Genomic DNA, 25,966 nt, shown 5'->3' with positions numbered 1-25,966 from the left:
CATCGACAACGGTGTCCTTCTCTGCTGGTACCACCACCACAGCATCGACACCTCGGGCTGGCTCATCCGCATGATCCGCGGCAAACCCCAGGTCAAGGCACCAGCCTGGGCAGGAACCACCACCACCTGGCAGCCCGGCGCCACCCACCGCGCCCAGCAGGCCAGCCACGCCCGCCAGTGACCGAGCCCGGTCTCGACAGCCTCGACCACCCCGGGCGGCGCTATTCGTTGACGAGCACCGGCACCCCGAGCGCGACCGACACCGCCGGGACGGCGATGCCGGACGGTACCGCGATGGTGAACGTCACCAGTTCTTCCGGCGCGCCACTGTGGCTGCCGTCGTCGACGAGGTGGTGCACGAATCGGCCGGTGCCGAGGAGGGCGCCCGTGTCGTCGTAGAAGCCGGCGACGACCTCAAGGTCGAGCACCGCGCTCACGTCACTCGTCACGCGCACGGCCCCGGAAACCGCCGCGCCGTCGAAGGCCAGGTTCTCGAGCAGGAACCGGTCGTCGAACGGCCCAGCCGCCTGCACGACCTCCCCCGGCCGTGGATGTGCCTTCCCGATGCTCTCCAGCTCCGGCTGCCCCGAGGGCGCGACCAGGCCGGGGAAGGTGGTCCGGGCCGCTCCGGCCGAGATCGAGCCGCCGGACGAGCCGGAGGCACCGGAGGAGGCGAGCGCGTACGCACCTCCGCCGACGATGAGCACTGCGGCGATCGCGACGAGGGCGATCGCCCGGGGAGTCCTGGGTTTCATACTGGTGCTTCCTGTTGTGGGGATGCCCGGGCCGGAACGGGATACCGTCCGGCCCGGGCAGTGTGCGCGGGTTGCGCCGGCCTACGGCGCTAGCCGATGACGCGCAGAGCGCGGCCCACGATGCCGAACAGGGCGATGTTGTCGACCGTGCCCTGCAGCTGGTCGGCGCCGGGGCCGGCGGCGTAGACCGGGACATCCGCTCCGGTGTGATTGCCCGACAGGTAGCTCAACCACAGGCCGGCCTCCGGCGAACCGTCGACGACGCCGGCCGGGTCGGTGGGAGTGCGGAAGGTGGCCGGACCGAAGTTCTTCGGATCGGCCGCGCCGGCGCCGTTGATGATCCCGGTGGACCGGGCGCCGTCGCGGGCGTTGCTCGGGCGGCTCGGGGTGGAGTTGTTGGCGGTGTTGCCGCTGTCGGTGTTCGCCGGCGGGGTGGCGGCCTCCGCGTTGGTGAAGGTGCCCTTCTCGATGATGTTGAAGCCGGCGCACTCGTGGTCGGCGGTGACGATGACGAGGGTGTTGCCGTCGCGCTTGGCGAAGTCCTGGGCGATCGCGACGGCGTCGTCGAACGCCTTGACCTCGGCCAGGGTCTGGGCCGCGTCGTTCGCGTGGGAGCGCTTGTCGATCAGCGCGCCCTCGACCTGGAGGTAGAAGCCCTTGCCCTTGTCGTTCTTCTCGCCCTCGGCCTTCTTCTGGCTGAGCAGTTCGATGGCCTTGCTGGTCATCTCGGGCAGGCTGGGCTCCTGGGCCTGGGCGGAGGTGGGCCTGTCGGTCTTGGACTTCTCAATCGTGAGGTTTCCCTTGTTGAAGAGGCCGAAGACCTTCTGGCCGGCGGCAGCCGCGAGGTCGGTCTTCGTCGCCGGCGTCTGGGTGGCGATCGAGCCGAGCACAGAGTACCCCTGGCCCTTCAGCGCCGTCTCATCGGCAGCGTCGAACCGGCCGAGGCCGCCGCCGAGGATGACGTCGGCGGTGCCGTTCCGGGCGATCTGGTCGGCGATCGGGGTGACCCTCACGTCGCTGGTCGGCAGCGCAGCCCCCGTGACCGTGATGTCCTGGCAGGCGGCGTCGGAGTAGACCGGCCCCTGGCATCCGCGGGCGAGGGCATGGCTCATCTGGCCGGCGGGCGTCGCGTCTGTGACCTCGGCGGTGGACACGTTGCCCGTGCGGTAGCCCGATTTCTTGGCCAGCTCCATCATGGTCGGAACGACGGCGCCCTTGGCGTCCACGCCGAGCGCCGCGTTGTAGGTCTTGACGCCCGACGACCAGGCCGTCGCGGCCGACGCGGAATCGGTGACCGCGTTCGGGTGGAAGTCGGCTTCGCCCGGCTGGCCGGAGCCCTTTTCCACCGCGTAGGTGCTGACATAGCCCTGGGCCGGCAGCGTCTCCATCGTGAGCTTGCCGGACGCACCGTAATACCGCTCGCGGGCGGCCGTGACGTGGGTGCGGCCCATGCCGTCACCGAGGAGGTAGATCACGTTCTTGGCGCGGCCTTTGTCGTCGTCGGCCGAAGCCGACGAGACGGTGCCGGCCGTGACGACAGCGGTGGCCAGCAGAGCAGCGACCACGGTCGTGGAGGCCAGGACAGAAATTCTTCGTCGCATGAGGATGCTCCTGAGGAGTGCGTGGGAGTGGCAGCTCATGTTGCCACCCCCGCACTGTAGAGAGTCCCGGTGTCCCCCGAATGGCCGGATGGTGAACAGAGTCCCCGGGCGGTCATCCGGGGGGCGGGCATCCGGGGGCGGGCATCCGGGGGGCGCGCGCCGGCGCGCGTCTCAGGTCGTCTGGTCGAAGAAGGCGAGTTCGTGCTCGGCCGAGGCGTGGAATGAGCGCCGCATCTCCGCCCGCTCCGGGGCGGTGGCTCCCTGGGCGGCCCGCTCGACGATGGCGATCGCCCCCAGGGTCACCGCCTGGAAGTCCGGCTGCGCGTAACAGTCCAACCAGGTCCGGTACGGATGCTCCGCGTGGTTCGCCGCCGCCAGCCGTTCCCCGACGTCCTGGTAGATCCAGAAGCAGGGCAGCAGTGCGGCGACGAGCACCGGGTAGGAACCGCCCTGCGCCGCCGCGAGCAGATGGTTCAGGTAGGCCGTCGTCACCGCCGACGGCGCGGCATCCGTGGCCCGGCCGTCGAGCCAGGTGCGGTGCAGCTCGAGTTCCTCGACCAGGCAGCCGTGCGCGCTCGAGGCCCAGAACGCCTGTTCGGCCACGGTCGGCGCGAGCTGGCTGGCCCGGGCCAGGGCCCGGGAGTAGTCGCGCAGGTAGAGGGCGTCCTGGGCAATGTAGGCCGAGAAGGCGTCGTCCGCGAGACTGCCGTCGGCCAGCCCTCTGATGAACGCCAGATCGTCGATCTCGGTGCGCAGGTGGTCGATGCCCGCCCACCACTCCTCGGTATGGGCAGCCATGTCGGCTCCCAGAGCGGCGACCGGCGTAACAGCATCGGCGACGGATACCTCGGCGAAAGATACTGTGGCGACGGATGACGCGGCGACAGATGCCGCCGCAGCCGCGTCCCCGGCGCTCCAGAGCGCCGCGAAGTGGTGGATCGGCCCGTTGCCGTGCCCCACGTCGAGTTCGTCGGCATGCCGCAAGCTGTCGGTCAGCCACTCCTTCGCCGAGGCGAGGGCGGCCACCCAGTCGCCCAGCCGGGCCTGGCGGGTGGCGAGGGCGCTCGAGAGCGAGCAGCCGGTGCCGTGGGTGTTCGTCGTCGGCACCCGTTCCTGGACGAACTCGACAAGGTCGTGCCCGCCGGAGAGCCCGGCGGCGGCGTCGACCAGGGCATCCGGCGAGCCCTGGCCGCCGAGGTGGCCGCCCTTGGCGAGCACGATCACGTCGTGCCGGGCGGAGACCGCCCTGGCCTGGCGTATCGCCTCGGGCCAGGTCAGCGCGACCGGGCACGCGGCGAGCACGGCGAGCTCGGGCAGGTTGGGCGTGACGATGTCGACCTCGGCGAGGAGGTCGCGCACGGCGGCCTCGGCGCGTTCGTCGAGCAGCCGGTCGCCGCTGGTGGCGACCATGACCGGGTCGAGCACGACGATCGGCGGGCGGATGCGGCGCAGCCAGGCCGCGACCTCGGCGACCACGTCATCGGTGGCGAGCATCCCGATCTTCACGGCGTCGATGGTGACGTCGTCGCTCACGGCGTCGAGCTGTTCGCGCAGGAACGAGGTCGGCGGCAGGTGGATCGACCGCACGCCCTGCGTGTTCTGCGCGACCAGGGAGGTGATCACGGCCATCCCGTAGCCGCCGTTGGCCGCGATCGCCTTGAGGTCGGCCTGGATGCCCGCGCCCCCGGTCGGGTCGGTGCCGGCGATGCTCAGCACGCGGGGGATACCGCTCATGCCGCGGCCCCGGCCCACGCGTCAGCGAACGCGCGGGTGGCTTCGCCCGGGTCGTCGGCCGCGCAGATCGCCGAGACGACGGCCAGCCCGGAGGCGCCCGCGGCGCGGAGGCCGGCCGTGTCGGTGAGACGGATGCCGCCGATCGCGACGCAGGGAAGCCTGGTCGACCGCGCGATCTTGCCGAACCCGGCCACGCCGAGCGCCTCGGGGTGGTCGGGCTTGGTCGCGGTCGGGTGGATCACCCCGACCCCGAGGTAGTCGACGAAGCCCGCCGGCAGGGCGTGAGCGGCACGCAGGTGCACGGGCGTGTTCGCGGTGAGTCCGAGCACGGCGTCCGGCCCGATCAGGGCGCGCACCGTGGCGGCCGGAAGGTCGGCCTGGCCGACGTGAACGCCGTCCACCTCTGCGCCGGCGTGCCGCGCCGCCAGGAAGACGTCAACCCTGTCGTCGACGAGCAGCAGGCAGCGACCGGCGGTGATCCGGGCGGCGGCGACCACGAGGTCGTAGAAGTCCCGGGTGTCCGCGGTCTTGTCACGGAGTTGAACGACGGAGACACCGCCGGCGACCGCGGCGGAGACCACTCCGAGCACCCCGAGCCGTCCGGAGAGCCGCCGGTCGGTGACGAGGTAGGTGGACAGGTCGAGGGTGCGCGGCCTTGGCGGTGTCGTGTGGGCCGACCTCTGCGGTGTCGCGTGGGCCGGCCGGGTCAGGTGGGCGGGCAGGCTCATCCGATGACCACGCCGGCCAGCACGTCGTCGGGGGTCAGCCCGGCCAGCCTGTCGAGGAAGGCGACGGCGAAGCTGCCCGGACCGGCGGATTCCCGCGCGGCCTGCTCGGCCGCGAGGGTGTAGACCGCGCAGGCTGCCACGGTCGTGGCGAGCCGGTCCTGGTCCTGGGCGGCGAAGGCGGCGATCACCGCGCCGAGGGCGCAGCCCCCGCCGGTGATCCGGGTGAGCAGCTCGGTGCCATTGTCGACGCGCACGTCCCTGACCCCGTCGGTGACGATGTCGGTTCCGCCGGAAATGGCCACGATGGACCCGAAGTCGATGGCGAGGTTGCGCGCGGCCTCGAGCGCGTCCTCGGCGGAGTCGGTCGAATCGACGCCTCGTCCGCCGTGGCCGGCCCCGGCGAGCGCGATGATCTCGGACGGGTTGCCGCGGATGACCGTGGGCCGGAGGCCGAGCAGGTCTCGGGCGAGGTGGGTGCGCACCGGGAGCGCGCCGATCGCGACCGGGTCGAGCACCCAGGGGGTTCCGGCCGCATTGGCGACGGTGACGGCCTCGACCATGGCGACCCGCTGGTCGTGCTGGGGAGTGCCGAGGTTGATCAGCACCGCGGACGCCAGCCGGGCGAAGGGTCCGGCCTCGGTGGGGAGGTCGACCATCGCCGGGGCGGCGCCGAGGGCGAGCAGGGAGTTGGCGGTGAAGTTGGCCACCACCGCGTTGGTCAGGCACTGCACGAGCGGCACGCCTTCCCGCAGGCGGCGGAGAAGTTCGGCGGCTGACTGGGCGTGCTGGTTCGACAAGCGAGAGTTCACTCGCGACATCCCTTCGCTAGTACTGGCTAGATCAGGTTCTACGGGTCTGATCTCAGCCATCGACTCTCGACGGCACCCCGTGTCACGCCTCCGAGCCTAGCCGCCTCAGGAGACCAGGCCCCCGCCGAACTCCTCGATCCCGATCAGCGGCTTGATGGTGGCCTGCACCGGGCCACGTGACTCCGAGTGCAAGCGCATACATTCCGCGTCTCAGCCTCGAGCCGCCCGCCCGGCCTGGTTCACCGCCCTCGGTGAGCTTCGCACACAGGTCATCGATGACGACCGGAGCGTAGTCTGAGGTCACCGGCCAAACGGTCGACGATGATGTTCCGTGGCGAAGAAGAGAGCGTGTCATGAGCGGCAAATACGAAGTGTACGTCGACAGGTCCGGCGGCTACCAGTTCAGGCTCAAGGCCAACAACGGCGAGGTCATCGCCACCTCCGACAGCTACAAGACGAAGGTCGCCGCGCTCAAGGGGATCGAGTCGTTGAAATCCCACGTCAAGTCCCACGTCGTCGACCTGACCGAACCCGCCAGCTGACACGGGAACCGCCGCCCATCCGGCTCAGGCCGAGGGGCGGCGGTTCCGGCGCGGTGCCGCTCAGCCGTTGATCACCTGGGGCACGCCGAGCGCCTTGAGGCCCTCCACGCCGAATTCGAGCCCGTAGCCGGACTGCTTGGCCCCGCCGAACGGGATCATCGGGTGCACGCCGCCGTGCCCGTTGATCCAGACGGTGCCGGCCTCGAGGCGGGCCGCCACTTCGCGCGCCTTCGCCAGGTCGGGCGACCAGACCGAGCCGCCGAGTCCGACGTCGACACCGTTGGCCTGCGCGATCACGTCGTCGAGGTCGGTGAAGCGGATGATCGGCAGCGCCGGGCCGAACTGCTCCTCCATGACGAGCGGGTTGGCATTGTCGATGTCGGCGATGAGCGTGGTCGGGTAGAAGTAGCCCGGCTGGTCCAGGCTCGGGTTGCCACCGAGGAGGACGCGCGCTCCGGAATCCTTCGCGGCGTCGACGAGGCGGGACACGATGTCGAACTGTGCCTTGTTCTGCAGCGGTCCGAGCACGTTCTTCTCGTCCAGTCCGACGCCCATCGGCATGGCGGCGGCGACCGCGGTGAGCTCCGTGCAGACCGCGTCGTAGATGTCGTCGTGCACGTAAAGGCGCTTCAGCGCCGCGCAGGTCTGGCCGGTGTTGATGAAGGCACCCCAGAACAGGCCCTCCGCGATGGCCTTCGGGTCGGCGTCGGAGAGCACGATGCCGGCGTCGTTGCCGCCCAGCTCGAGGGTGAGGCGTTTGACCGTGTCGGCGGAGCTCTTGATGATCGCCTTGCCGGTGGCGGTCGACCCGGTGAACATGACCTTACCGATTCCCGGGTGGCTGGAAAGCCGCGCACCGACCTCGCGGTCGCCGCAGACGACGCTCAGCAGACCGGCCGGAAGTTCCTGGTTCATCACCGCGACGAGCGCGAGAACGCTCAGCGGCGTGTACTCGGACGGCTTGACGACGACCGCGTTGCCCATCCGCAGGGCTGGGGCGATCTGCCAGACTGCGATCATCATCGGCCAGTTCCACGGGCCGATGGCACCCACAACGCCGATCGGACGGTAGTGCAGTTCGGCGTGGGTCTGGCCGTCGTCGACGATAACCTCGGCCTCCAGCGGCGTCGCGGCGGTGGCGCGCAGCCAGGCCGAGCAGGCGCCGACCTCGAACCGGGCGTTCGGACCGTTGAGCGGCTTGCCCTGCTCCCGGGAGAGCAGCTCCGCGAGCGGCTCCGCGGCGGCGTCGATGGCGTCCGCCACCCGGTTCAGGGTCGCGATGCGCTCCGCGTGGCCCCGTGCGGCCCAGGCCGGCTGGGCGGCGACGGCCGCGGCGACGGCGCGGTCGAGGTCGTCGACGGTGTGCACGGCGACCAGGCCGACCACCGCTCCCGTTGCCGGGTCCAGGATCTCCCTCGTCGGCGTCGACGTCGGGGTGATCGTCTCAAGAAGTGCGTCGTAGGTATCCATGGGTCCTCCACTGTGAGTCCGTTAGTACCCTGACCGTATCCAGCACTGATGCCGCCCCGTTTGTTGGAGCGCGCAGCGTGGTTGTCGGTCGGTGCCGACCGGGTCACCGCTCACGCCGGCGTCGGCCTCTGCTGCGCCTTCCGGCATCCGTCAGACGCGCGATCCGCCGAGCGCATTCTCGTAGGCGTCGATGGCGGTGGCGATCCCGTCCTCGCTGCGGATGCCCGCGGCGAGTTCACCGGCCCGCTGCTGCATCGACCTGTCGGCCAGGACCCTGCCCAGGGCGTCCGCGAGACGCGCCGAGGTGAGCCGGCGCTGCGAAAAGGATGACAGGCCGACGCCGAGGTTAACCACGCGGCTTCCCCAGAAGGGCTGGTCGACGGTGAACGGCACCACGATGCCGGGCACTCCGGCACGCAGGCCGGCCGCTGTGGTGCCGGCCCCTCCGTGGTGCACGACGGCTGCCATCCGCGGGAACAGCCACTCGTGTGGCACCGACTCCTGGACGAGCACGCGACCGCCCCCGTCGAGGTCGGTCAGTCCGAGGTCGGTCAGTTCGAGGTCGGTCAGTCCGCCCCAGCCGGAGAGCAGCACGGCTCGCACTCCCGCTGCGCGGACAGCCTCGAGCACGATTGCCGTCCGCTTCGCCGGGTCAGTGCCGCTGATGCTCCCGAACCCGATGCTCACGGCGGGACCGCGCGCGAGGAACTCCTCCAGCTCGGGCGATGGCTGCCAGGTGGGGTCTTCGGTGGGAAACCAGTACCCCGTCGTGTGGTTGCGGGCGCCGGGAACCCTGAGCACCCGAGGGCTGATCGCGTAGAGCGCCGGCTGACCCGCTGTGGCGGTCGACCGGCCGGACAGCCCCAGAACCTCGCGCCGGGCATCCGCCATCGCCTTCGCGAACGGCGCCCAGAGGGCGAACGAGGTGAGGCGATGGCCGAGGACATTCGGTCGCACCCGGGGTGTCAGCACACCCGGGTAAGCGGTGGCGGGCGCATCGATGGGCTGCAAGTGCGCGGGGATGAACGGCACCCGCAGCTTGTCGGCAACACCGAGACCGACGACCATTCCACCGACACCGCCGGTGAGGGCGTCCACCCCCTGCGCAGCCTCCAGGGTTTCCCGCGTCCAGATATGCAGTCGGGCGCCCATTTCCGCGGCAACCATCCGCATGCTTGCGCCGGACCCCCGCTCGGTGGCGCCCTGTGCACGCCGGATGTCCTCGCGCGAATTCCCGGACAGCCCGGCGAAGGGGATGCCGCTGCCCTCGACCAGCGGGGAGAAGTCCGCGGGGGCGATCAGCCTCGGCTCGTGCCCGCGCGCCTTCAGTCGAAGTGCCAATGCCGCGTACGGTTCGACCCCGCCCCTGGTGTCGTTGGCGACAATTCCGATGCGCACGATTCCTCCGAGGAGCCCGACGGGCGAAAAAGGCCCCGGGAAACCGCGATGAACGCGGTGACCAGGGGCCGAAAGTGCGGAGACGGTGGGATTTGAACCCACGGTACCCCGTGAAGGGTACTCCACCTTAGCAGGGTGGTGCACTAAGCCGTACTATGCGACGTCTCCTTGGTGCCTGCAATGCAAACACACCTCAGCAATCATAACCTCACAAGCGGGATCCGATTGAACACCGGCCCGGATGCCCGGATTGCTACTGGTTCTCGAGGGTGCGGCCGACGGAACAGGTCAGTTCCCCGGCCGTCTGCCCGGTCGCCGACTCCGGGAGCACGGTGACGCCGGGTGTCGTCGCGGCGGGGTCGGGTGTGGCGTTCGGGTCAGTCGGCTCGGCCGGTGCCGGCTCGGTCGGAGCGGCTGTCGCGGACGGGTCCAGGGTTGCACCGGCGCCCGTCGTACCGCCGAGCTTGAGCGGCTGGTCGGCGGCGACGGCCGTGAACAGGTCTTCGAAGTCCGGCTGCAACGGCAGCACCCCGCCCTCCGTGCTCCCGGTCGGGACCTGCACGAACACGACCTGGTCCAACGGGATGTCCTTGAGTGCCACGGCGATCGAGGCGAGCGTCGACACGTTGTTCAGGCTGGCCGACAGCGACATGTTCGCCGTCACGGCCTTGGCCAGGGAGTACACCTTGAGCGGGTCGGAGAGGGTGTCGGCGCTCTTGATCGTGCGCACGAGCGCCGACATGAACACCTGCTGGTTGTTGATCCGGGTCAGGTCGCTGCCGTCTCCGACGCCGTGCCGGGTGCGCAGGAACTGCAGGGCGGCGACACCCTCGAGCGTGTGCATGCCGGGGGTGAGGTAAGTCTGGGTGTAGTCGTCCTGGATCTCCTCTGCCACGCAGACCGGCACGCCGCCGACGGCGGTCGACATGGCCATCACCCCGCTGAACTGCACCTCGGCGGCGAACGGGATATCCAGGCCGGTCAGCTTCTCCACCGTGAGCACGGTGCAGGCCAGCCCGCCGTAGGTGAGCGTGGTGTTGATCTTCTGCCGGCTCATCGAGTTGAAGGTGCCGCCCGTCGGGTCGGGGCATTCCGGGATGGGCACGAACATGTCGCGCGGGAAACTGATCACCGAGGCGTTGCTGTGATCGGCGGAGATGTGCAGCAGCATCGTGACGTCGTTGAGGTCACCGGTCGAATCTTCTTCGCCGAACCTGGCGTCCTGGCCCTTGCGGCTGTCGCTGCCGACCACGAGCAGGTTCACCCCGCCAGGGATGGCCCCGATCTGAGGAACGGGGCCTTTGGTCTCATTGGCCAGGTGCACGCTCGGCTGCACGCTCGCGGCGACGTCGTAGGTGGCGAGGGAGGCGACGGACACCCCGCTGACGAGCAAAACGGCCATCGCCGCGGCGAGGAATTTCACCACGGTCACGACCGGGTTCGACCGCTTCAACCGGCCATGCCGGGCGAAGGTCGCGAGAGTGCGCGACCGTGTCGAGCGGGGCCGTAATTGGTCGCTCACTCAGATCCCTTCGTCGTGTGCCGGCGTGCAGCATCCAGGTGCGGAGGGCGTGGGATTCGAACCCACGAGACATCTCTGTCCACCAGTTTTCAAGACTGGCTCCATCGGCCGCTCGGACAGCCCTCCCTGTTCGCCGCGCAACTGCGCAGACGGCACGCGATCGCAATAGGCGAATACCGACCGATTCTAGCCGATGAGCCATCGTCCAGAATGCCAGCGGATGCTGACAGCAGGCTGGGTGAGGCTACAGGCTGCTCAACACGAACGCGAGGCCGTCGTCCTGAACGGCCCCGGTGGTCTCGCCGGCCGCAGCGATGACCTCGTCCGGCGCCTGCCCCATCGCCACCCCCCGGCCGTGGACGGCCGCCCACTGCAGCAGCTCGATGTCGTTGCGCCCGTCGCCGACGGCCATCACCCGGTGGCGGGGAATGCCGATCTCGGCACGCACCCGTTCCATCGCGGTGGCCTTGTTGACGCCGTCGGGGGCGATGTCCAGCCACGCGGTCCACCCGATCGCGTAGCTCACCCGGTTGAGGCCCATCCGGTCGACGACGCGGAGGAAATCGTCCATGTCGTGGTCGGGTGAGATCACCACGACCCTGGTGGCTGCATGGCGCAGGAGGTCGTCGAAGTCGACGTGCTCGCTGTCGAGTCCGATGGTCGCGTCCGGGAACGGCTCGGTGTAGCGGTAGTAGCCGTGCTCGTCCTCGACGGCGTAGCGGGCGGTGGTCAGGTGCGACTTGATCGAGAGGAGAACCTCGGTCGGGTCGAAGGTCTCGACCCACTCGCGCCGGTACCCGGTGGGCGAGTCGGGGTCGCGGTGCAGGGTGATCGCGCCGTTGGAGCAGACGACGAAGCGCGGGGCGATCTCGAGGCGGTCGAGCACCGGCAGGGTGGTCGCGGCCGACCGCCCGGTGGCGAGCATGACCTCATGGCCGGCCGCGTCGAGGCGCCGCACCTGGTCGAGCACGCGCTCGCTGATCGTGCCGTCCTCGTGCATGGTCGTGCCGTCGATGTCGAGGGCCACCAGCCAGGGCGCATCCGTCGTGCCCTGCCCGGTCACGGTCAGCGCGTCGAGGCTCACGGCGTGGGCTCGATCACGGTGAGTCCGCCCAGCCAGGGCCGCAGGGCCTCCGGGACGAGCACCGAACCGTCAGCCTGCTGGTGGGTCTCCAGCATCGCGACGATCCAGCGGGTGGTCGCCAGCGTTCCGTTGAGGGTGGCCACGGGCGCGGTCTTGCCGGACTCGGTGCGGTAACGGATGTCCAGGCGCCTCGCCTGGTAGGTGGTGCAGTTGCTCGTGCTGGTGAGTTCACGGTAGGCGTTCTGGGTGGGCACCCACGCCTCGATGTCGAACTTGCGCGCCGCGCTCGACCCGAGATCGCCGGCGGCGACGTCGATCACGCGGTAGCTCAGCCCGAGCGACTGGAGCATGTCCTCCTGCAGGGCCACGAGGCGGTCGTGTTCGGCCTCGGCGTTCTCGGGCAGCACGTAGGCGAACATCTCGAGCTTGTTGAACTGGTGCACCCGGATGATGCCGCGGGTGTCCTTGCCGCCCGAGCCGGCCTCGCGCCGATAGCAGGTCGACCAGCCCGCGTAGCGGAGCGGGCCTTCGGCCAGGTCGAGGATCTCGTCGGAGTGGTAGCCGGCCAGCGCGACCTCGCTCGTTCCGGTGAGGTAGAGCTCATCCGCGGGCAGGTAGTAGATCTCGTCGGCATGTTCGCCGAGGAAGCCGGTGCCGTCCATGATCTCGGGGCGCACGAGGGTGGGGGTGATCAGCGGGATGAACCCGGCCGCGAGGGCACGGTCGAGGGCCATGTTCATCAGCGCGATCTCGAGGCGCGCGCCGATCCCCTTGAGGAAGTAGAAGCGCGAGCCGGAGACCTTGGCGCCGCGGGCCATGTCGATCGCGCCGAGGAGTTCGCCGAGCTCGAGGTGGTCGCGCGGCTCGAAGTCGAACGCGGGAATCTCGCCGTGGGTGCGGAGGGTGACGAAGTTGTCTTCCCCGCCCGCCGGGACCCCGTCGATGATCGGATTCGCGATCGTGCGCACCACCGAGGTGAACGCCGACTCGGCGTCGCCCGCTGCCGCGCCGGCGGCCTTCACCTGCGCCGCGAGGGCCTGGGCTTCGGCGACGAGCGCCTTCTTCTCCGCGGCGGGGGCGGATGCGACGCGCTTCCCGAACTGGTTCTGCGACGCGCGGAGGTCTTCGAACGCGCGGATCGACGCCCTCCGTTCGGTGTCGGCCTCGAGGGCACGGTCAACCGCCTCGACGGACGCACCGCGCGCCGTCTGAGAACGCTTGATGAGGTCGGGATTCTCTCGCAGCAGCACAGGATCAATCACGCTGGCCATTCTACAAGCGCCCACCGGGGCACCTTGCTAGCCTTGCCCCGTGAATACTCCCGGTCAGACCGAAAGAGTTCTGCGCGCTGCCGTCGTCTACAACCCGATCAAGGTCGACCTGGTGAAATTGCGGCTGAGCGTGGCGGGCGCCGCGTCCGCCGCGGGCTGGGACGAGAGCCTCTGGTTCCCGACGTCCCTGGACGATCCGGGCACCGCAGCGGCCCGGCTCGCCGTGGAACAGGGGGCATCCGTCGTGATTGCGGCCGGCGGCGACGGCACGGTCCGCGCCGTGGCGGAGGTCCTCCGCCGCACCGGGATCGCGCTGGCCATCGTGCCGGCCGGCACCGGGAATCTCCTGGCCCGCAACCTGAAGCTGCCACTGTCGAGCCTCGACGAGTCGGCCAGGATCGCATTCACCGGGGTCGACAAGCCCGTCGACGTCGGGGTGGCGAACGTCACGACCGAGTCAGGCGCCGCCGTCGAGCACGCCTTCCTGGTGATGGCGGGGATCGGCCTGGACGCCCGGATGATCGCCAGCACCAGTGCCGACCTGAAGAAACGGGTGGGCTGGCTCGCCTACGTCGACGCGGGCGCCAGGGTCATCCCCACGGCCAGGCCGTTCCGGATCCGGTACAGCGTGGAGGGGCGCACCGACCGGCCGGCGCACGTGAGCACCATCCTGATCGCGAACTGCGGCCTGCTGCCCGGGAACATGCAGTTCCTGCCGGACGCCCGGATCGACGACGGAATCCTCGACATCGCGGTGCTGCAGCCGAAGGGCGTCCTCGGCTGGCTCGCGATCTGGCGCCGGGTGACCTGGGAGAACGGGGTGCTTCGCCGTTCGGCTGCGGGGCGGCGGATCATCGACCGCACCGAATCGAGCAACGAACGGGTGATGACGACGCTGCGCGGGGCAGGCATCCGGATCGTGCTCGAGCACGCGCAGGAGTTCGAGATCGACGGGGATGAGTTCGGCCTGGTGCGCGCCGCCTCGTTCCGCGCCGACCCAGGCGCACTGATGGTGCGCCTGCCGGCCGTGGCCTAGGTGGCGGAAGGATCGTCGCCGATCAGTTCCGTCAACCATTCCCTGGCACCGATGAACACGTCATCGTCGTAGTGCGAGGTGAATTCGATCGGCCGCTTGTCCGCTCGCGGGTAGGAGCCGAGGAACAGCACTTTCGGGCTGAATCGGCGCAGTCCGAGCAGCGCGTCGGCGACGCGCTCGTCCTGGATGTGCCCATCGGCGTCGATCACGAACCGGTACCGCCCCATCGCGTCCCCGATCGGCCGGGACTGGATCAGGCTGAGGTTGACCCCGCGGGTGGCGAATTGCTCGAGCATGTCCAGCAACGAGCCGGGACGGTCCTCGGGGAGTTCGACGATCACGCTGGTCTTGTCGGCGCCGGTCCTTTCGGGGAGCGCCCCCCGCCGGCCGACGAGCACGAACCGGGTGACCGCGTTCGGGTTGTCGCCGATCCCGGTGGCGAGCACGGTGAGGTCGTAACGCGTGTCGATGCCGGGCGGCGCGATCGCGGCATCCGCCTGGTCGTTGTCGAGCAGGGACGACGCGGCGGTCACGTTGCTCGACGCCGGGATGTGGCCGTGGTGCGGCAGTGTCGCTTCGAGCCAGCTGCGGCACTGGGCGTAGGCGACCGGGTGCGCGTTGACGACCCGCACATCGGCGAGGGCCGTGCCCGGCCTGGCCACCAGCACGAAGTTCACCGGCACAAGGTATTCGCCGATGATGCGCAGGTTCGGCACGTTCGCGAGGGCGTCCTGGGTGGCGGACACGCCTCCGTCGACCGAGTTCTCGATGGCGATCATCGCGGCGACGCTGCGCCCGGAGACGACGTCGGCGAGCGCCTCGCCCACGTTGTTGACCGCGCGCCACGCCTTCCCTCGAGCCTCCGGCACCTGCGCGAGCGCCGCTTCGGTGAACGTGCCGGCGGGACCGAGGAAGCTGTAGCTGACATTGCGCGTCTCGGACATGGCTCACAGCCTACTTGCAGTGCAAGACTGGGTCCCATGACAGCACAAGCGGGCACCCCGGCCCAGGAATCTGACCTGATCGACGTCGACGCGCTGGTGAAGGCGTATTACGACCTGAAACCGGATGTCTCGGTGCCCGCCCAGCGGGTCGCCTTCGGCACCTCAGGCCATCGGGGAAGTTCCCTGAACACGGCCTTCAACGAGGACCACATCATCGCGACCACCCAGGCGATCGTGGAGTACCGCGCCCAGCAGGGCATCACCGGGCCGCTCTTCATCGGCACCGACCCGCACGCGCTGAGCGGTCCGGCCTACACGACGGCGCTCGAGGTGCTCGTCGCCAACGGCGTCCGCGTTCTCGTCGACGAGTTCGACGACTACGTGCCCACCCCGTCCCTTTCGCACGCGATCCTCGCCTACAACCGGGCCGGAAACAGCGACGAGGCCGACGGGATCGTGGTCACCCCGAGCCACAACCCGCCCTCCGACGGCGGATTCAAGTACAACCCGCCGCACGGCGGTCCGGCCGACAGCGACGCCACCTCGTGGATCGCGAATCGCGCCAACGAACTCATCGCCGGCGGACTGCACGACGTGAAGATGAGCGAGCCGAGCGCGGTCGAGACTTACGACTTCCGCGGCCACTACGTCGACGACCTCGAGAACATCATCGACATGGCCGCGATCAAGGCGAGCGGCATCCGGATCGGCGCCGACCCGCTCGGCGGGGCGAGCGTCGGCTACTGGGGTGCCATCCGCGACCGCTACGGACTCAACCTGACCGTCGTCAACCCCAAGGTCGACCCGACCTGGCGTTTCATGACCGTCGACTGGGACGGCAAGATCCGGATGGATCCGTCGAGCCCGTCGGCGATGGCCTCCGTGCTCGCCCACAAGGACGACTACGACATCCTCACCGGCAACGACGCCGACGCCGATCGCCACGGCATCGTGACGCCGGATGCCGGGCTGATGAATCCCAACCATTTCCTCGCCGTCGCCATCGACTACCTGTACAGCCACCGCGAGGGCTGGCGGGCGGATGCGCAGATCGGCAAGACGCTCGTCTCGTCGACCATGATCGACCGGGTGGCCGGCTTCCTCGGCCGGGACCTCTGGGAGGTTCCCGTCGGGTTCAAGTGGTTCGTGCCCGGCCTGATCGACGGATCGGTCGCGTTCGGCGGCGAGGAGAGCGCCGGCGCGAGCTTCGTCCGCTTCGACGGCACCGTCTGGACCACGGACAAGGACGGCATCCTGCTGGCCCTGCTCGCCTCGGAGATCCTCGCCGTGACCGGCAAGTCCCCCAGCCGGCGTTACGCCGAGCTCGCCGAGCACTTCGGCTCCCCCGCCTACGCCCGGGTGGATGCCGCGGCTACGCCGGCGCAGAAGGCGCAGCTCGGCAGGCTCGACGGTGAGGCGATCACGGCCACCGAGCTCGCCGGCGAGAAGATCATCGCCAAGCTCAGCCACGCCCCCGGCAACGGGGCGGCGATCGGCGGGGTCAAGGTCGTCACCGAGAACGCCTGGTTCGCGGCCCGGCCGAGCGGAACCGAAGACGTCTACAAGATCTACGCCGAGTCGTTCAAGGGCGAGGAGCACCTGCGCCAGGTGCAGATCGAGGCGAAGGCGATCGTGGACGCGGCGATCGCCTAGACCGGACGGTCGGCGGCATCCGGTTCATCCCTGCGCCGGTCTCGGCACGGCGCTCCGGTTTCGGCGGGCGCGGCCTGCCGAAACCGGCGCGGCCGTGATGCGCAAGGTGGTTAGGGGATGCTCCAGTAGTACGCGGTCGCGCCCGGGTGCTTCTCGGTGATCGCGTAGTCGACCGAACGGTAGTCGGTGTCGTCGGTGTGGCCGGCGTAGAAGATCTCGATGTTGTCGCCGGAGCCTTCGATCCGGGTGACGACTCCGGTGTGGTCGCGGTCGCCGGAGTTGTCCCAGTCGAACTGGGCGATGTCGCCGACCTTGACCTCGTCGCGCTGGTCATCGGTGAGTGCGGTCACCCGGCCGGAGCTCGCGAGGTACTTCATCATGGCGGTGGAGCTGATCCAGGCCGCCGAGTGCGTGAACGAGCCGCCCTTGCCCTTCGACCACCAGGCGTCGTCCATTTCCCAGCCGCGCTGGATCAGGGACTGGCTGGTGAAGTTGACGCAGTCGTTTTCGGCGATGACGCCGTAGTCGGCGGTGTTGTAGCTGCTCCAGTGCGCGAGCATATAGGCCACCTGCGCCTCGACGCCGGCAGTGGCCGGCGCCGCGGGGGCGACGGGCGCCACCGGGGCCGGCTTCGGCTGCTCGACAGCGACCGGTGCGCCGGCGTCGGCCGGGGCGGCCCGCGGCGTGGCGGTCGGGGCCATGGACGCCGAGCGCTTGCCGGTCACCGTGTCACCACCCGCACTCGCGGCCCGGGCGGCGGACGACGGTTCGTCGTCGCCGAGGGAGGCGACAGCCGCCGTTCCGGCGACAAGGCCGCCGAGCACCAGCACGACGACGCCGATGCGGAAACGCCGGGTCAACAACACAAATATCTCAATTCTTTGGGGGGGATACGTCCAGACAATCACACTTGCCTGCGAATTTCACTGTGCGGGCGGGGAGGCCGAACCGTGTACAGGTGCTACTTGACACTCCAGAACGAGACCGTTCCGCCGCCGTTGCGAAGGGATTCGTCCACCGACTGGTAGTCGGTATTGGACGTGTGACCTGCATAATAAATTCGAGCCGTTTGCCCGCTCTTCTCCACTCGGGTCACGATCCCGGTGTGGTCTTCATCGCCGGAATCGTCCCAGTCGAATTGCACGATGTCGCCGACCTTGACGAGGTTGCGCTGCTTGTCGGTGAGCGGGGTGGCCCGCTCCGGGTGGGCGGTCAGGTAGGCGGCGAAGGCCGTGGAGCTCGCCCAGGCCGGGCTGTACTGGAGGCTGTCGGTGTCGAACGACCAGCCGGCGTCCATCGTCCAGCCCCTGGCCACGAGGGTCTGGCTGGTGAAGTTGACGCAGTCGTTTCCGCCGATGGAACCGTAGTCGTCGGTGTTGTAGTCGTCCCAGTGGGCCAGCGCGTACGTCGTCTGCGCGGTGACCCTCGGGTCAGGCACGTAGTTGAAGGTCAGCGAGGCGGTTCCACCGGCGGCCGGGGCTGCAGCCGGCGACGGCGCAGGAGCGGTCCGGACCGGTGCGGAAGGAGCGGCCGAACCGGGCGCGGGGACCGAGGCGACGGCCGACCCTGCGGCGGCAGCGGCGGAGTCCGAGACACCGGCTCCGGCCGCGTCGACCGGCACGGTGGTGCCCGCGGCGTCGAAGAGTTCGACCGCGACCGGGCCCGTGCCCAGGTCGGTGGCGGGCGGGGTGGTGATGGTGACGGTGCTTTCGGTGGCCGAGACGACTGCGCCGGCGTTCCCGCCGAAGGTCACGCTTGCCACGCCGGCCAGGTCGTCTCCGCTCACGGTCACGGTCGTGCCACCGGTGACCGGGCCGACCGACGCGCCGTCGGGGGCACTGATGCTGCTGTGCACCACCGGCTTCGGCTGTTCGACGGGTGCCGCGGGAGCGGCCGCGGCGGGGACCGCTCGGGTGGCTGACGGCGCACTGGCACCGATGGCGCTGCCGCCGGTGGCGAAACCTACCGAGATCGCGACGGCGGCACAGGCTGCCGCGGCGCTTCCGGCGAGCAGGACGCGCCGGGGTCTCGCGGGCTTCTCCACACGATGGCGGGAACGGATACGGGGTTCATTGAGTGGATCGGGGCGCACAAAATCGTTTCTGGGTAGCGGAAGGGGACCCAAGACCCAATCACGCCCGGATGGCAGAAGCCTGTGCGAAGCATCCGAAACCCGTGCACGTGCTGGAGATCAGTTGTAGCCGGGCGCTGCGGGCAGCCCGAAGAACTCCTCCAGGGTGGTCACTCCCGTGTTGTGCATCTCGGTCGCGAGGTCCGCTCCGATGTACCGGAAATGCCAGGGCTCGTAGCCGTAGCCGGTGATCGGGACCTTGTCGGCCGGATACCGCAACAGGAACCCGAAGCGCCACGCGTTCTGAGCCAGCCACTGGCCGTGCGGGGTGGCGCCGAAGCAGGGATCGAGCGAACAGTTGCCCGGCAGCGCGCTGATGTCGATGGCCAGCCCGGTCTGGTGCTCGCTGGTTCCCGGGCGCGCCGTGCTCGTGTCGGCGAAGGCCTGGCCGTTGGCCGCCACGTCCTGGTTGTAGACGTCAACCTGGGTGCCGTAGCTGCGATAGGAGCTCTGGGACTGGAGCTGCAGGCCGGTTTCCGCCGTGAAGGCGGCGAACATCGCGACGACGGCGGTCGAGGCCTCCGCGCGCAGCATCGGCTGCCAGACGTGCGGAACCGGCACCTCGACCAGGTCGGGCGGGGTGTAGTCGGCGGGCCGCAACGGCCGGACCTTGTCGACGACGGCCCACAGGCTGGTGGGGTCGTCGATGGACCGGGCGGACCGGTTGAAGGTGGGCACGACGGCCGGAGGCTGCGAACCCGCCGGCGACGGCCGGGCCGAGCCGGTCGACGTGGGCTGTGGAGTGGGCATCGGCAGCGACGTCGGAGCCTTCGGCTGCGCGGTCGCGTGGCCGGTCCTGGTCACAGCCCCGGTCAGGGATGTTGCCGCCCTGCCCGAGATCGTGCCGATCGCGAGCGCGCCACCGGCGAACAGCACGACCACAACGGTCACCGCAACAATGCGCCGCCTCCGCACCGACCGCGACACCTCTGGTTGCTGTTCTTGCCCCACATCGCCGAGCATAGACCCGGCAGGCGAATCTTCCTCTCCGGACGGGCCGCAGGATGCTTGAAGATTCATTGCCCGTCGTGTAACTTTGCACACGATGCAAACTCCTGCCCCCGCCTCCGCCGCCCCGCTGATGAACCATCGGCAGATCCTCTTCGTCATTTTCGGCCTGATGGCCGGGATGTTCCTCTCCGCGCTCGACCAGACGATCGTCGGAACGTCGATGCGCACCATTGCCGACGACCTCGACGGCATGGCCCTGCAGGCCTGGGTGACGACCGCGTACCTGATCGTGTCGTGCATCAGCACCCCGATCTACGGCAAGCTCAGCGACATCTTCGGCCGCCGCCCGCTCTTCCTGATCGCGATCACGATCTTCCTCGTCGGCTCCCTGCTGGCCGGCATGGCGAACTCCATGTACGAGCTGGCCGTGTTCCGCGCGATCCAGGGGCTGGGCGCCGGCGGCTTGATGGCCCTCCCGCTCACGATCATGGGCGACATGCTCGCGCCCCGGGAACGGGCGAAGTACCAGGGCTACTTCCTCGCCGTCTTCGGCGTGTCCAGCGTGATCGGCCCGCTCATCGGCGGCGTGCTCTCCGGGGCGACGACGATCCTCGGCGTCACCGGCTGGCGCTGGGTCTTCCTGATCAACATCCCGATCGGCATCGTGGCCCTCGCGATCGTGCTCAAGTTCCTGCACGTTCCGCACTTCACACGCCCGGTGCGCATCGACTGGTGGGGAGCCGTCACGGTGGTCCTCGCCGCGGTTCCGCTGCTGCTCGTCGCCGAGCAGGGCCGCACCTGGGGTTGGGGCTCCCTGGCCTCGATCGCCTGTTACGCGGTAGGCGCGCTCGGCATCGTCGCCTTCATCCTGGCCGAGCGGATGATGGGAGACGACGCCCTCATCCCGCTCAAGCTCTTCAAGTCCGCGACGTTCTCCATGGCCACCGTGCTGGGAGTGTTCGTCGGTTTCGGCATGTTCGGCGCCATGATGACCGTTCCGCTCTACCTCCAGCTCGTCGACGGGGCCAACCCCACCGAGAGCGGCTTCCTCATGCTCCCGATGATCCTCGGCCTGATGATCTCGTCGATCGTGAGCGGCCAGATCATCGCCCGCACCGGCCGGTACAAGATCTTCCCCACCGTCGGCACGGCCTTCATGTCGGCCGGCTTCCTCCTCTTCACGTTCTCGACCGCCGACAAGCCGGTCTGGTTCATGATGATCGGGATGCTCCTGGTCGGACTGGGCCTCGGCCAGCTGATGCAGACGCTCACCATCGCCAGCCAGAACTCGGTCGGCCCCCGCGACATCGGGGTCGCGACCAGCGCGTCGACGTTCTTCCGCCAGATCGGTGGAACGCTGGGCACTGCCGTGCTGTTCTCCGTGCTCTTCACCCGGATTCCGGACACCCTCGCCTCGGCCTTCGGCAACACGGCGCTGCTGGCCGGCGTCAAGGCCGCCGCCACCGATCCCGCCGTCCAGGCCGACCCGGCGAACGCGGGCATCCTCAAGCTGCTGGCGAACCCGAGCGGCATCGGCGGCGCCCTCGACGGGGACACGTCGTTCCTCAAGGCCGCGGACCCGCGCCTTGCCCAGCCGTTCCTCGTGGGTTTCAACGACGCGACCCTCACCGTGTTCTGGGTGAGCCTCGTGGTCGTGCTGATCGCCTTCGTGCTGAGCTTCTTCCTCAAGGCCCCGCCGCTGCGGACGACGTCAGCGCTCCAGGAGGCAGCCGATGAGCACGCCGCCGAGCAGGCCGAGCTCACCCGGGACGTCCAGCGCGCCGCGGACTCGATGGGCGCGCTGATCGAACCGGGAATCGACGTCGACGAATTCGAGCGCCCGGCGCAGCCGACGAACCGCTGACCGCGCGAGTCCGCCGCCCTGGGGAATGATCCGTGGCGGCGGGCGGTTGCACCCTCAATGCGTATTGTTATTGCAGGTGGACATGGAAAGATCGCTCGACAGCTGACCCGGCAGCTCACCAAGGACGGCCATGAGGTCGTCGGGCTGATTCGCACGGAGGAACAGAGGGCCGATCTCGTCGCTGACGGGGCCGTCCCGGTGGTGATCGACCTCGAGAAGTCATCGGCTGTTGACGTGGCCCACCTCCTGAACGGAGCCGACGTCGCTGTGTTCGCGGCCGGCGCCGGAGCGGGCGGCAGCGAGGAGCGCCGCCACGCCGTTGACTTCGGCGGCTCCGTGCGGCTCGCCGACGCTGCCGAAGCCGCCGGCGTGGCGCGCTTCATCCAGATCTCCTCGACCGGCACCGAGAAGGTCCGGGCAGGTCAGACCCCCGCGGATGTCCCGGCAGACTTCCTGGGCTACCTGCAGGCCAAGCTCGCAGCCGAAGAAGACCTCATCACCCGCCCCCTGGCCTGGACGATCGTCCGCCCCGGCGGCCTGACCGACGAGCCAGGCACCGGTCTGGTTCGCCTCAGCCCGGCCGGCCCCGGCCTGCCGGAAGAACCGGCAAGCGTTCCCCGCGCAGACGTCGCGGCCGTGCTGGCAGCGCTGATCGAGACCGGTGCCGCCGAACGCCGGTTGCTGCATCTGGTGTCCGGCGATGAGCCCATCCCCTCCGCCGTAGCCGCCTTCGCCTGAGCCGACCGCCGACCCTCGGGCTGAGGTTCGGCCAACCGGGCGACCCCGAGGGGGCGACCGTGAAGCGCGGCCCCACGGGCGAACGCCGGAGGGGCCGCGCTTGAACGCGGGAGCGATCTCTGGCAGTCTGTGAGAGCGCTCTCATCACTGAGGTGATGGAGCCGTCTCCGGCCGGAGCACCCGCCGGGTGAATCCAATGGAGGATCGCATGCACTTCGAGTCCATCGCCCAGCCCGCCGTTCTGGACGAACGAGGGTTCGATCCCGGTGACGGCACGGTCCGAGGTGGACCGGTCGACCTGGACGGACGCCGGTTCTACCGGATCGAGAACTACGACCAGATGCCGCCGTTCTTCATGACTCTCGTCGGCGCGAGCGACGTCTGGTTCTTCATCTCGAGCACGGGGGGCCTGACGGCCGGCCGGGTCGACGCCGATCGGGCCCTCTTCCCCTATTACACCGACGACAAGGTCACCGAAAGCGCCGGGCGAACCGGCGGGCTCAGCGTGCTGCTCGTTCGACGCCCAGACGGGACCAGCACGCACTGGCAGCCGTTCGCGGAGCTCCGCCCCGGCGATCAAGCCGTGCAGCGCACCCTGTACAAGGACGCCCTCGGCACCACCCTGGTCTTCGAGGAGACCCGTCCGGACCTCGGCCTGCGCCTGCGCGTGACCTGGCAGACGAGCGCCCGCTTCGGCGTCGTGCGCAGTTGCGCCCTGACCTCGCTCGCCGACGATGAGCCGGGCGGACAGCCTGGCGAGCAACTCGACATCGACCTCCTCGACGGCCTGGTGAACATCCTTCCCGCCGGGGCAGGCAGTAAGACGCAGAACGAACTGAGCGTGCTGCTCGACGCCTACAAGCGTGCCGAACTCGACCAGTCGACTGGCCTCGGGCTGCTCACGCTGAGCGCGACGCTGACCGACCTGGCCGAGCCCAGCGAATCGCTGCAGGCCAATGTGGCCTGGCAGGTGGGACTGGACAACGCCGAGCACCTGCTCTCGATCGACCAGCTGTCCGCCTTCGCCCGGGGCCGGGGCATCACCGCCGAGACGGATGTCCGCGGCCGGCGCGGCGCCTACCTCGTGCATGCCCGGGTCACGCTCTCCCCCGGCAGCACTGCGAGCTGGCAGGTCGTCGCCGACGTGAACCAGGACTCGGCCGATGTCGTCGGCCTGCGCGCGAAGCTGCGCGACCCGCTCGGTCTCGCCGCGGAGCTCGCGGCCGACATCGTCGAAACCCGGTCCGACCTGGAAACGATCCTGGCGGCCACCGATGCCACGCAGCAGAGCGGCGACGAGCTGGCGACCATCCACCACACCGCCAATGTGCTCTTCAACACCATGCGCGGCGGCGTCCCCGCCGAGGGCTACACGGTGGAGTCCCGCGACGTGCGGGCCTTCATCGCCCAGCGGAGCACGTCCACCGCCCGCCGCTGCGCCGCGGTTCTGGAGGCTCTGCCCGAGCGGCTGCGGGCGGACGAGCTCATCGCCATCGCCCTGGAGCATGGCGACCTCGACCTGTGGCGCCTCGCCACGGAGTACCTGCCGCTCACGTTCAGCCGTCGGCACGGCGACCCGAGCCGGCCGTGGAACCAGTTCCGGATCGTCCTCACAGACGAGAACGGGGACCGTCGCCTGGAGTACCAGGGCAATTGGCGGGACATCTTCCAGAACTGGGAGGCGCTGGCCTGGTCGTTCCCCGAATACGTCGAGTCGATGGTCACGATCTTCCTTGACGCCACGACCGCCGACGGCTACAATCCGTACCGGATCTCCCGCGACGGCATCGACTGGGAGGTGCCCGAGCCTGAGAACCCGTGGGCCAACATCGGCTATTGGAGCGACCACCAGATCATCTACCTGCTCAAGCTGCTCGAGACATCCCGGCGTTTCCACCCGGGGCGCCTCGACGCGCTCATCAACCGGGCGGCCTTCACCCACGCCGATGTGCCGTACCGGATCGCCGGCTATGCGGACATCCTCGCGGACCCGTACGACACGATCACCTTCGACGAGGAGCGGCAACGGGTGATCGCCCGGCGGGTCGCCGCGGAAGGGGCGGACGGCCGGCTCGTGCACGGAGCCGACGGCGACCTTGTGCGGGTGACTCTGGCCGAGAAGGTGCTGCTGCTCCTGCTGGCCAAACTCGTCAACCTGGTGCCGGACGGCGGCATCTGGATGACCACGCAACGCCCGGAGTGGAACGACGCCAACAATGCGCTGGTCGGCCGGGGACTGTCGGTGGTGACCCTCGCCTATCTGCGCCGCTACCTGGTCTTCGTGCAGGAACTCCTGACGGTCGACGTCGAGCTCAGCAGTGAGCTCGCCGGGCTGCTCACCGCGGTGCGCGACGTGCTCGTCGGGCATGGGGATGCGCTGGCCGACGGGTTCGATGCCACTCGCCGACGGGCCGTCATGGACGGTCTGGGTGAGGCCGCCACCGCCTACCGGGAACGGGTCTACGCCGGGTTCGGCGGCGATCGTGCGACGGTCGCCGCAGGAGATGTGGCCGAGCTGCTCGCTCTGGCCCAATCCTTCGTCGAGTCCGGCCTGCGCGCCAACCGGCGCGGCGACGGGCTCGTGCACTCCTACAACGTGCTCGACCTCGGATCCGATCGGGCCGAGGTGCGACCGCTCGCGGAGATGCTCGAGGGCCAGGTCGCCATCCTCTCCTCGGGCCTGCTCACCCCCGAGGAGTCGCTGGACGTGCTCAGCGCACTGCGCGCGAGCCGGCTGTACCGCGCCGACCAGCACAGCTACATCCTCTATCCCGACAAGGACCTGCCGTCTTTCCTGGCCCGCAATACGTTCGGCGCCGAGCGGGCCGCCGACTGCCCGCTCGCCCTGCGCCTCGTGGAGGCCGGAGACCGGAGCATCGTGGTGCGGGACGTCGACGGTGACCTGCACTTCGCCGCCCACATTCGGAACGCCAGGGGCGTTTCGGAGGCGCTGAACCGGCTCAGCGCCGACCCGGCCATGCACGACGCCGTGGAACGGGACCGGACGCAGCTCCTTGACATCTTCGAGGAAGTCTTCCGGCACGCGGAGTTCACCGGGCGCTCCGGCTCCTTCTTCGCCTACGAGGGCCTCGGCAGCATCTACTGGCACATGGTGTCGAAGCTGCTGCTCGCGGTGCAGGAGACGCTCGAACGGGCCGTCGCCGAGCGGGCCGACGAGACCGCGATCCGGGCTCTGATGGCGGCGTATGAGGACGTGCGGGCCGGCATCGGCTACTGCAAGGACCCCCTGACCTACGGCGCCTTCCCGACCGACCCCTACTCGCACACACCGGCCGGACACGGCGCCCGGCAGCCGGGGATGACCGGGCAGGTCAAGGAGGAGGTACTCACCCGCCTGGGCGAGCTCGGCCTGCGGGTCGAGGACGGTCGCATCAGGTTCAGACCCACCCTGCTGCGTGCCGGCGAATGGACCACGGCGCCCGGCGCCTTCGCCTACCGGGACCTCGCCGGCGAGCGGCAGCGCATCGAGCTGCCCGTGGGCGCGCTCGCGTTCACGTTCTGCCAGGTGCCGGTCGTGTTCCACCGCGGCGGCCCGCTCGAGGTGGTCGCGCACCTCGCCGACGGCAGCCGGGTGCCCGGGGCCGGCGGTTGGCTCGACGCCGAACTCAGCGCGAGCGTGTTCCGCCGCGACGGCCGGGTGCGCTCCCTCACGGTGACCGTGCCGGAGACGCCCGGGTTCTGACCTGTGCGGAGACGGGCGGGCCGCTTCCCCGC

The 25,966-nt window shown here is 69.6% G+C and carries 20 protein-coding genes, 2 tRNA genes, 1 pseudogene and 1 riboswitch; of the genes and pseudogenes, 7 read left to right on the top strand and 16 right to left on the bottom strand.

Annotated features, from left to right (window positions below; translation table 11 throughout):
• A partial coding sequence (locus tag E3O32_RS17220) for a hypothetical protein (RefSeq protein ID WP_166790797.1) occupies positions 1-181 on the top strand: 181 nt, incomplete at its 5' end.
• Positions 182-221: 40 nt separating this feature from the next.
• On the opposite strand, the gene E3O32_RS06920 is transcribed toward E3O32_RS17220, so the two are convergent.
• From E3O32_RS06920 to thiM, 5 genes are all read right to left on the bottom strand, one after another.
• Positions 222-755: a hypothetical protein gene (locus tag E3O32_RS06920; RefSeq protein WP_134507922.1), complete on the bottom strand. Its 534-nt coding sequence runs from the start codon at positions 753-755 to the stop codon at positions 222-224.
• Between the two features lie 89 nt (positions 756-844).
• Complete coding sequence (locus tag E3O32_RS06915) at positions 845-2,356, bottom strand: alkaline phosphatase (protein ID WP_134507920.1); 1,512 nt, start codon at positions 2,354-2,356, stop codon at positions 845-847.
• A 171-nt stretch (positions 2,357-2,527) separates the two neighbouring features.
• Positions 2,528-4,090, bottom strand: a complete 1,563-nt coding sequence (locus E3O32_RS06910) for a bifunctional hydroxymethylpyrimidine kinase/phosphomethylpyrimidine kinase (RefSeq protein WP_134507919.1) — start codon at positions 4,088-4,090, stop codon at positions 2,528-2,530.
• Positions 4,087-4,818 carry a thiamine phosphate synthase gene (thiE, locus tag E3O32_RS06905; protein ID WP_134507917.1) on the bottom strand — a complete coding sequence of 244 codons (732 nt, stop codon included), beginning with the start codon at positions 4,816-4,818 and terminating at the stop codon, positions 4,087-4,089. Before thiE ends, E3O32_RS06910 begins: the two co-directional genes overlap by 4 nt.
• Entirely contained in the window at positions 4,815-5,627 is an 813-nt protein-coding gene (gene thiM, locus E3O32_RS06900; protein WP_241974674.1) for a hydroxyethylthiazole kinase, read from the bottom strand. Before thiM ends, thiE begins: the two co-directional genes overlap by 4 nt.
• A riboswitch (TPP riboswitch) is annotated at positions 5,619-5,717 on the bottom strand. (Overlaps the previous gene by 9 nt.)
• A gap of 263 nt (positions 5,718-5,980) precedes the next feature.
• Between thiM and E3O32_RS06895 the strand changes: the two genes are divergently transcribed.
• The gene (locus tag E3O32_RS06895) at positions 5,981-6,169 is read left to right on the top strand and encodes a YegP family protein (protein WP_134507915.1); all 189 of its coding nucleotides are present in this window, start codon (positions 5,981-5,983) and stop codon (positions 6,167-6,169) included.
• Positions 6,170-6,229: 60 nt separating this feature from the next.
• Here E3O32_RS06895 and E3O32_RS06890 read toward each other — a convergent pair whose 3' ends face one another.
• The 7 genes from E3O32_RS06890 to serS form a co-directional block, all read right to left on the bottom strand.
• Positions 6,230-7,639: an aldehyde dehydrogenase family protein gene (locus tag E3O32_RS06890; RefSeq protein WP_134507913.1), complete on the bottom strand. Its 1,410-nt coding sequence runs from the start codon at positions 7,637-7,639 to the stop codon at positions 6,230-6,232.
• A 150-nt stretch (positions 7,640-7,789) separates the two neighbouring features.
• Positions 7,790-9,037: a glycosyltransferase gene (locus E3O32_RS06885; protein ID WP_134507911.1), complete on the bottom strand. Its 1,248-nt coding sequence runs from the start codon at positions 9,035-9,037 to the stop codon at positions 7,790-7,792.
• Between the two features lie 77 nt (positions 9,038-9,114).
• Positions 9,115-9,205 (bottom strand) — tRNA-Ser (locus tag E3O32_RS06880).
• A gap of 85 nt (positions 9,206-9,290) precedes the next feature.
• Positions 9,291-10,469, bottom strand: a complete 1,179-nt coding sequence (locus E3O32_RS06875; RefSeq protein WP_241974673.1) for an LCP family protein — start codon at positions 10,467-10,469, stop codon at positions 9,291-9,293.
• Between the two features lie 131 nt (positions 10,470-10,600).
• Positions 10,601-10,685, bottom strand: a tRNA-Ser gene (locus E3O32_RS06870).
• Positions 10,686-10,803: 118 nt separating this feature from the next.
• On the bottom strand, positions 10,804-11,643 hold the full coding sequence (locus tag E3O32_RS06865) for an HAD family hydrolase (RefSeq protein ID WP_241974672.1): 840 nt from the start codon (positions 11,641-11,643) through the stop codon (positions 10,804-10,806).
• Positions 11,640-12,905, bottom strand: a complete 1,266-nt coding sequence (gene serS, locus E3O32_RS06860; RefSeq protein ID WP_134507909.1) for a serine--tRNA ligase — start codon at positions 12,903-12,905, stop codon at positions 11,640-11,642. Before serS ends, E3O32_RS06865 begins: the two co-directional genes overlap by 4 nt.
• Before the next feature lie 49 nt (positions 12,906-12,954).
• Between serS and E3O32_RS06855 the strand changes: the two genes are divergently transcribed.
• Positions 12,955-13,950 (top strand): diacylglycerol/lipid kinase family protein, encoded by a 996-nt coding sequence (locus tag E3O32_RS06855; RefSeq protein ID WP_134507907.1) that lies wholly within the window; start codon positions 12,955-12,957, stop codon positions 13,948-13,950.
• On the opposite strand, the gene pheA is transcribed toward E3O32_RS06855, so the two are convergent.
• A complete protein-coding gene (pheA, locus tag E3O32_RS06850) occupies positions 13,947-14,894 on the bottom strand; it encodes a prephenate dehydratase (RefSeq protein ID WP_134507905.1) in 948 nt (315 codons plus the stop codon). The genes E3O32_RS06855 and pheA overlap by 4 nt on opposite strands.
• 36 nt (positions 14,895-14,930) lie before the next feature.
• On the opposite strand from pheA, the gene pgm reads away from it, so the two are divergent.
• The gene (gene pgm / locus E3O32_RS06845; RefSeq protein ID WP_134507903.1) at positions 14,931-16,547 is read left to right on the top strand and encodes a phosphoglucomutase (alpha-D-glucose-1,6-bisphosphate-dependent); all 1,617 of its coding nucleotides are present in this window, start codon (positions 14,931-14,933) and stop codon (positions 16,545-16,547) included.
• 110 nt (positions 16,548-16,657) lie between these two features.
• Here pgm and E3O32_RS06840 read toward each other — a convergent pair whose 3' ends face one another.
• The 3 genes and pseudogenes from E3O32_RS06840 to E3O32_RS17880 form a co-directional block, all read right to left on the bottom strand.
• Positions 16,658-17,407 (bottom strand): amidase domain-containing protein, encoded by a 750-nt coding sequence (locus E3O32_RS06840; protein ID WP_134507901.1) that lies wholly within the window; start codon positions 17,405-17,407, stop codon positions 16,658-16,660.
• A 101-nt stretch (positions 17,408-17,508) separates the two neighbouring features.
• Positions 17,509-18,591 carry an amidase domain-containing protein gene (locus tag E3O32_RS06835; RefSeq protein ID WP_134507899.1) on the bottom strand — a complete coding sequence of 361 codons (1,083 nt, stop codon included), beginning with the start codon at positions 18,589-18,591 and terminating at the stop codon, positions 17,509-17,511.
• A gap of 234 nt (positions 18,592-18,825) precedes the next feature.
• A pseudogene (locus tag E3O32_RS17880) lies at positions 18,826-19,212 on the bottom strand (M15 family metallopeptidase); the annotation flags it as partial.
• 511 nt (positions 19,213-19,723) lie between these two features.
• On the opposite strand from E3O32_RS17880, the gene E3O32_RS06825 reads away from it, so the two are divergent.
• The 3 genes from E3O32_RS06825 to E3O32_RS06815 all read left to right on the top strand — a co-directional run bounded on the left by E3O32_RS06825 (position 19,724) and on the right by E3O32_RS06815 (position 25,934).
• The gene (locus tag E3O32_RS06825; protein ID WP_241974668.1) at positions 19,724-21,493 is read left to right on the top strand and encodes an MDR family MFS transporter; all 1,770 of its coding nucleotides are present in this window, start codon (positions 19,724-19,726) and stop codon (positions 21,491-21,493) included.
• Between the two features lie 57 nt (positions 21,494-21,550).
• On the top strand, positions 21,551-22,231 hold the full coding sequence (locus E3O32_RS06820) for an NAD(P)H-binding protein (RefSeq protein WP_134507897.1): 681 nt from the start codon (positions 21,551-21,553) through the stop codon (positions 22,229-22,231).
• A 208-nt stretch (positions 22,232-22,439) separates the two neighbouring features.
• Positions 22,440-25,934, top strand: coding sequence for a hypothetical protein (locus E3O32_RS06815; protein WP_134507895.1), 3,495 nt, complete (start codon positions 22,440-22,442; stop codon positions 25,932-25,934).
• The last annotated feature ends 32 nt before the right edge of the window (positions 25,935-25,966 follow it).

Source organism: Cryobacterium mannosilyticum (assembly GCF_004402705.1).
Classification (GTDB): domain Bacteria; phylum Actinomycetota; class Actinomycetes; order Actinomycetales; family Microbacteriaceae; genus Cryobacterium; species Cryobacterium mannosilyticum.
The sequence above is the reverse complement of the archived record's forward strand: the minus strand, read 5'-3'. Positions and strand labels throughout refer to the sequence as shown.

Coding starts and splice junctions, on each gene's coding strand:
- E3O32_RS06920 (WP_134507922.1), bottom strand. CDS start 755: ATGAAACCCAGGACTCCCCGGGCGATCGCCCTCGTCGCGATCGCCGCA.
- E3O32_RS06915 (WP_134507920.1), bottom strand. CDS start 2,356: ATGCGACGAAGAATTTCTGTCCTGGCCTCCACGACCGTGGTCGCTGCT.
- E3O32_RS06910 (WP_134507919.1), bottom strand. CDS start 4,090: ATGAGCGGTATCCCCCGCGTGCTGAGCATCGCCGGCACCGACCCGACC.
- thiE (WP_134507917.1), bottom strand. CDS start 4,818: ATGAGCCTGCCCGCCCACCTGACCCGGCCGGCCCACGCGACACCGCAG.
- E3O32_RS06895 (WP_134507915.1), top strand. CDS start 5,981: ATGAGCGGCAAATACGAAGTGTACGTCGACAGGTCCGGCGGCTACCAG.
- E3O32_RS06890 (WP_134507913.1), bottom strand. CDS start 7,639: ATGGATACCTACGACGCACTTCTTGAGACGATCACCCCGACGTCGACG.
- pheA (WP_134507905.1), bottom strand. CDS start 14,894: ATGTCCGAGACGCGCAATGTCAGCTACAGCTTCCTCGGTCCCGCCGGC.
- pgm (WP_134507903.1), top strand. CDS start 14,931: ATGACAGCACAAGCGGGCACCCCGGCCCAGGAATCTGACCTGATCGAC.
- E3O32_RS06825 (WP_241974668.1), top strand. CDS start 19,724: ATGCAAACTCCTGCCCCCGCCTCCGCCGCCCCGCTGATGAACCATCGG.
- E3O32_RS06820 (WP_134507897.1), top strand. CDS start 21,551: ATGCGTATTGTTATTGCAGGTGGACATGGAAAGATCGCTCGACAGCTG.
- E3O32_RS06815 (WP_134507895.1), top strand. CDS start 22,440: ATGCACTTCGAGTCCATCGCCCAGCCCGCCGTTCTGGACGAACGAGGG.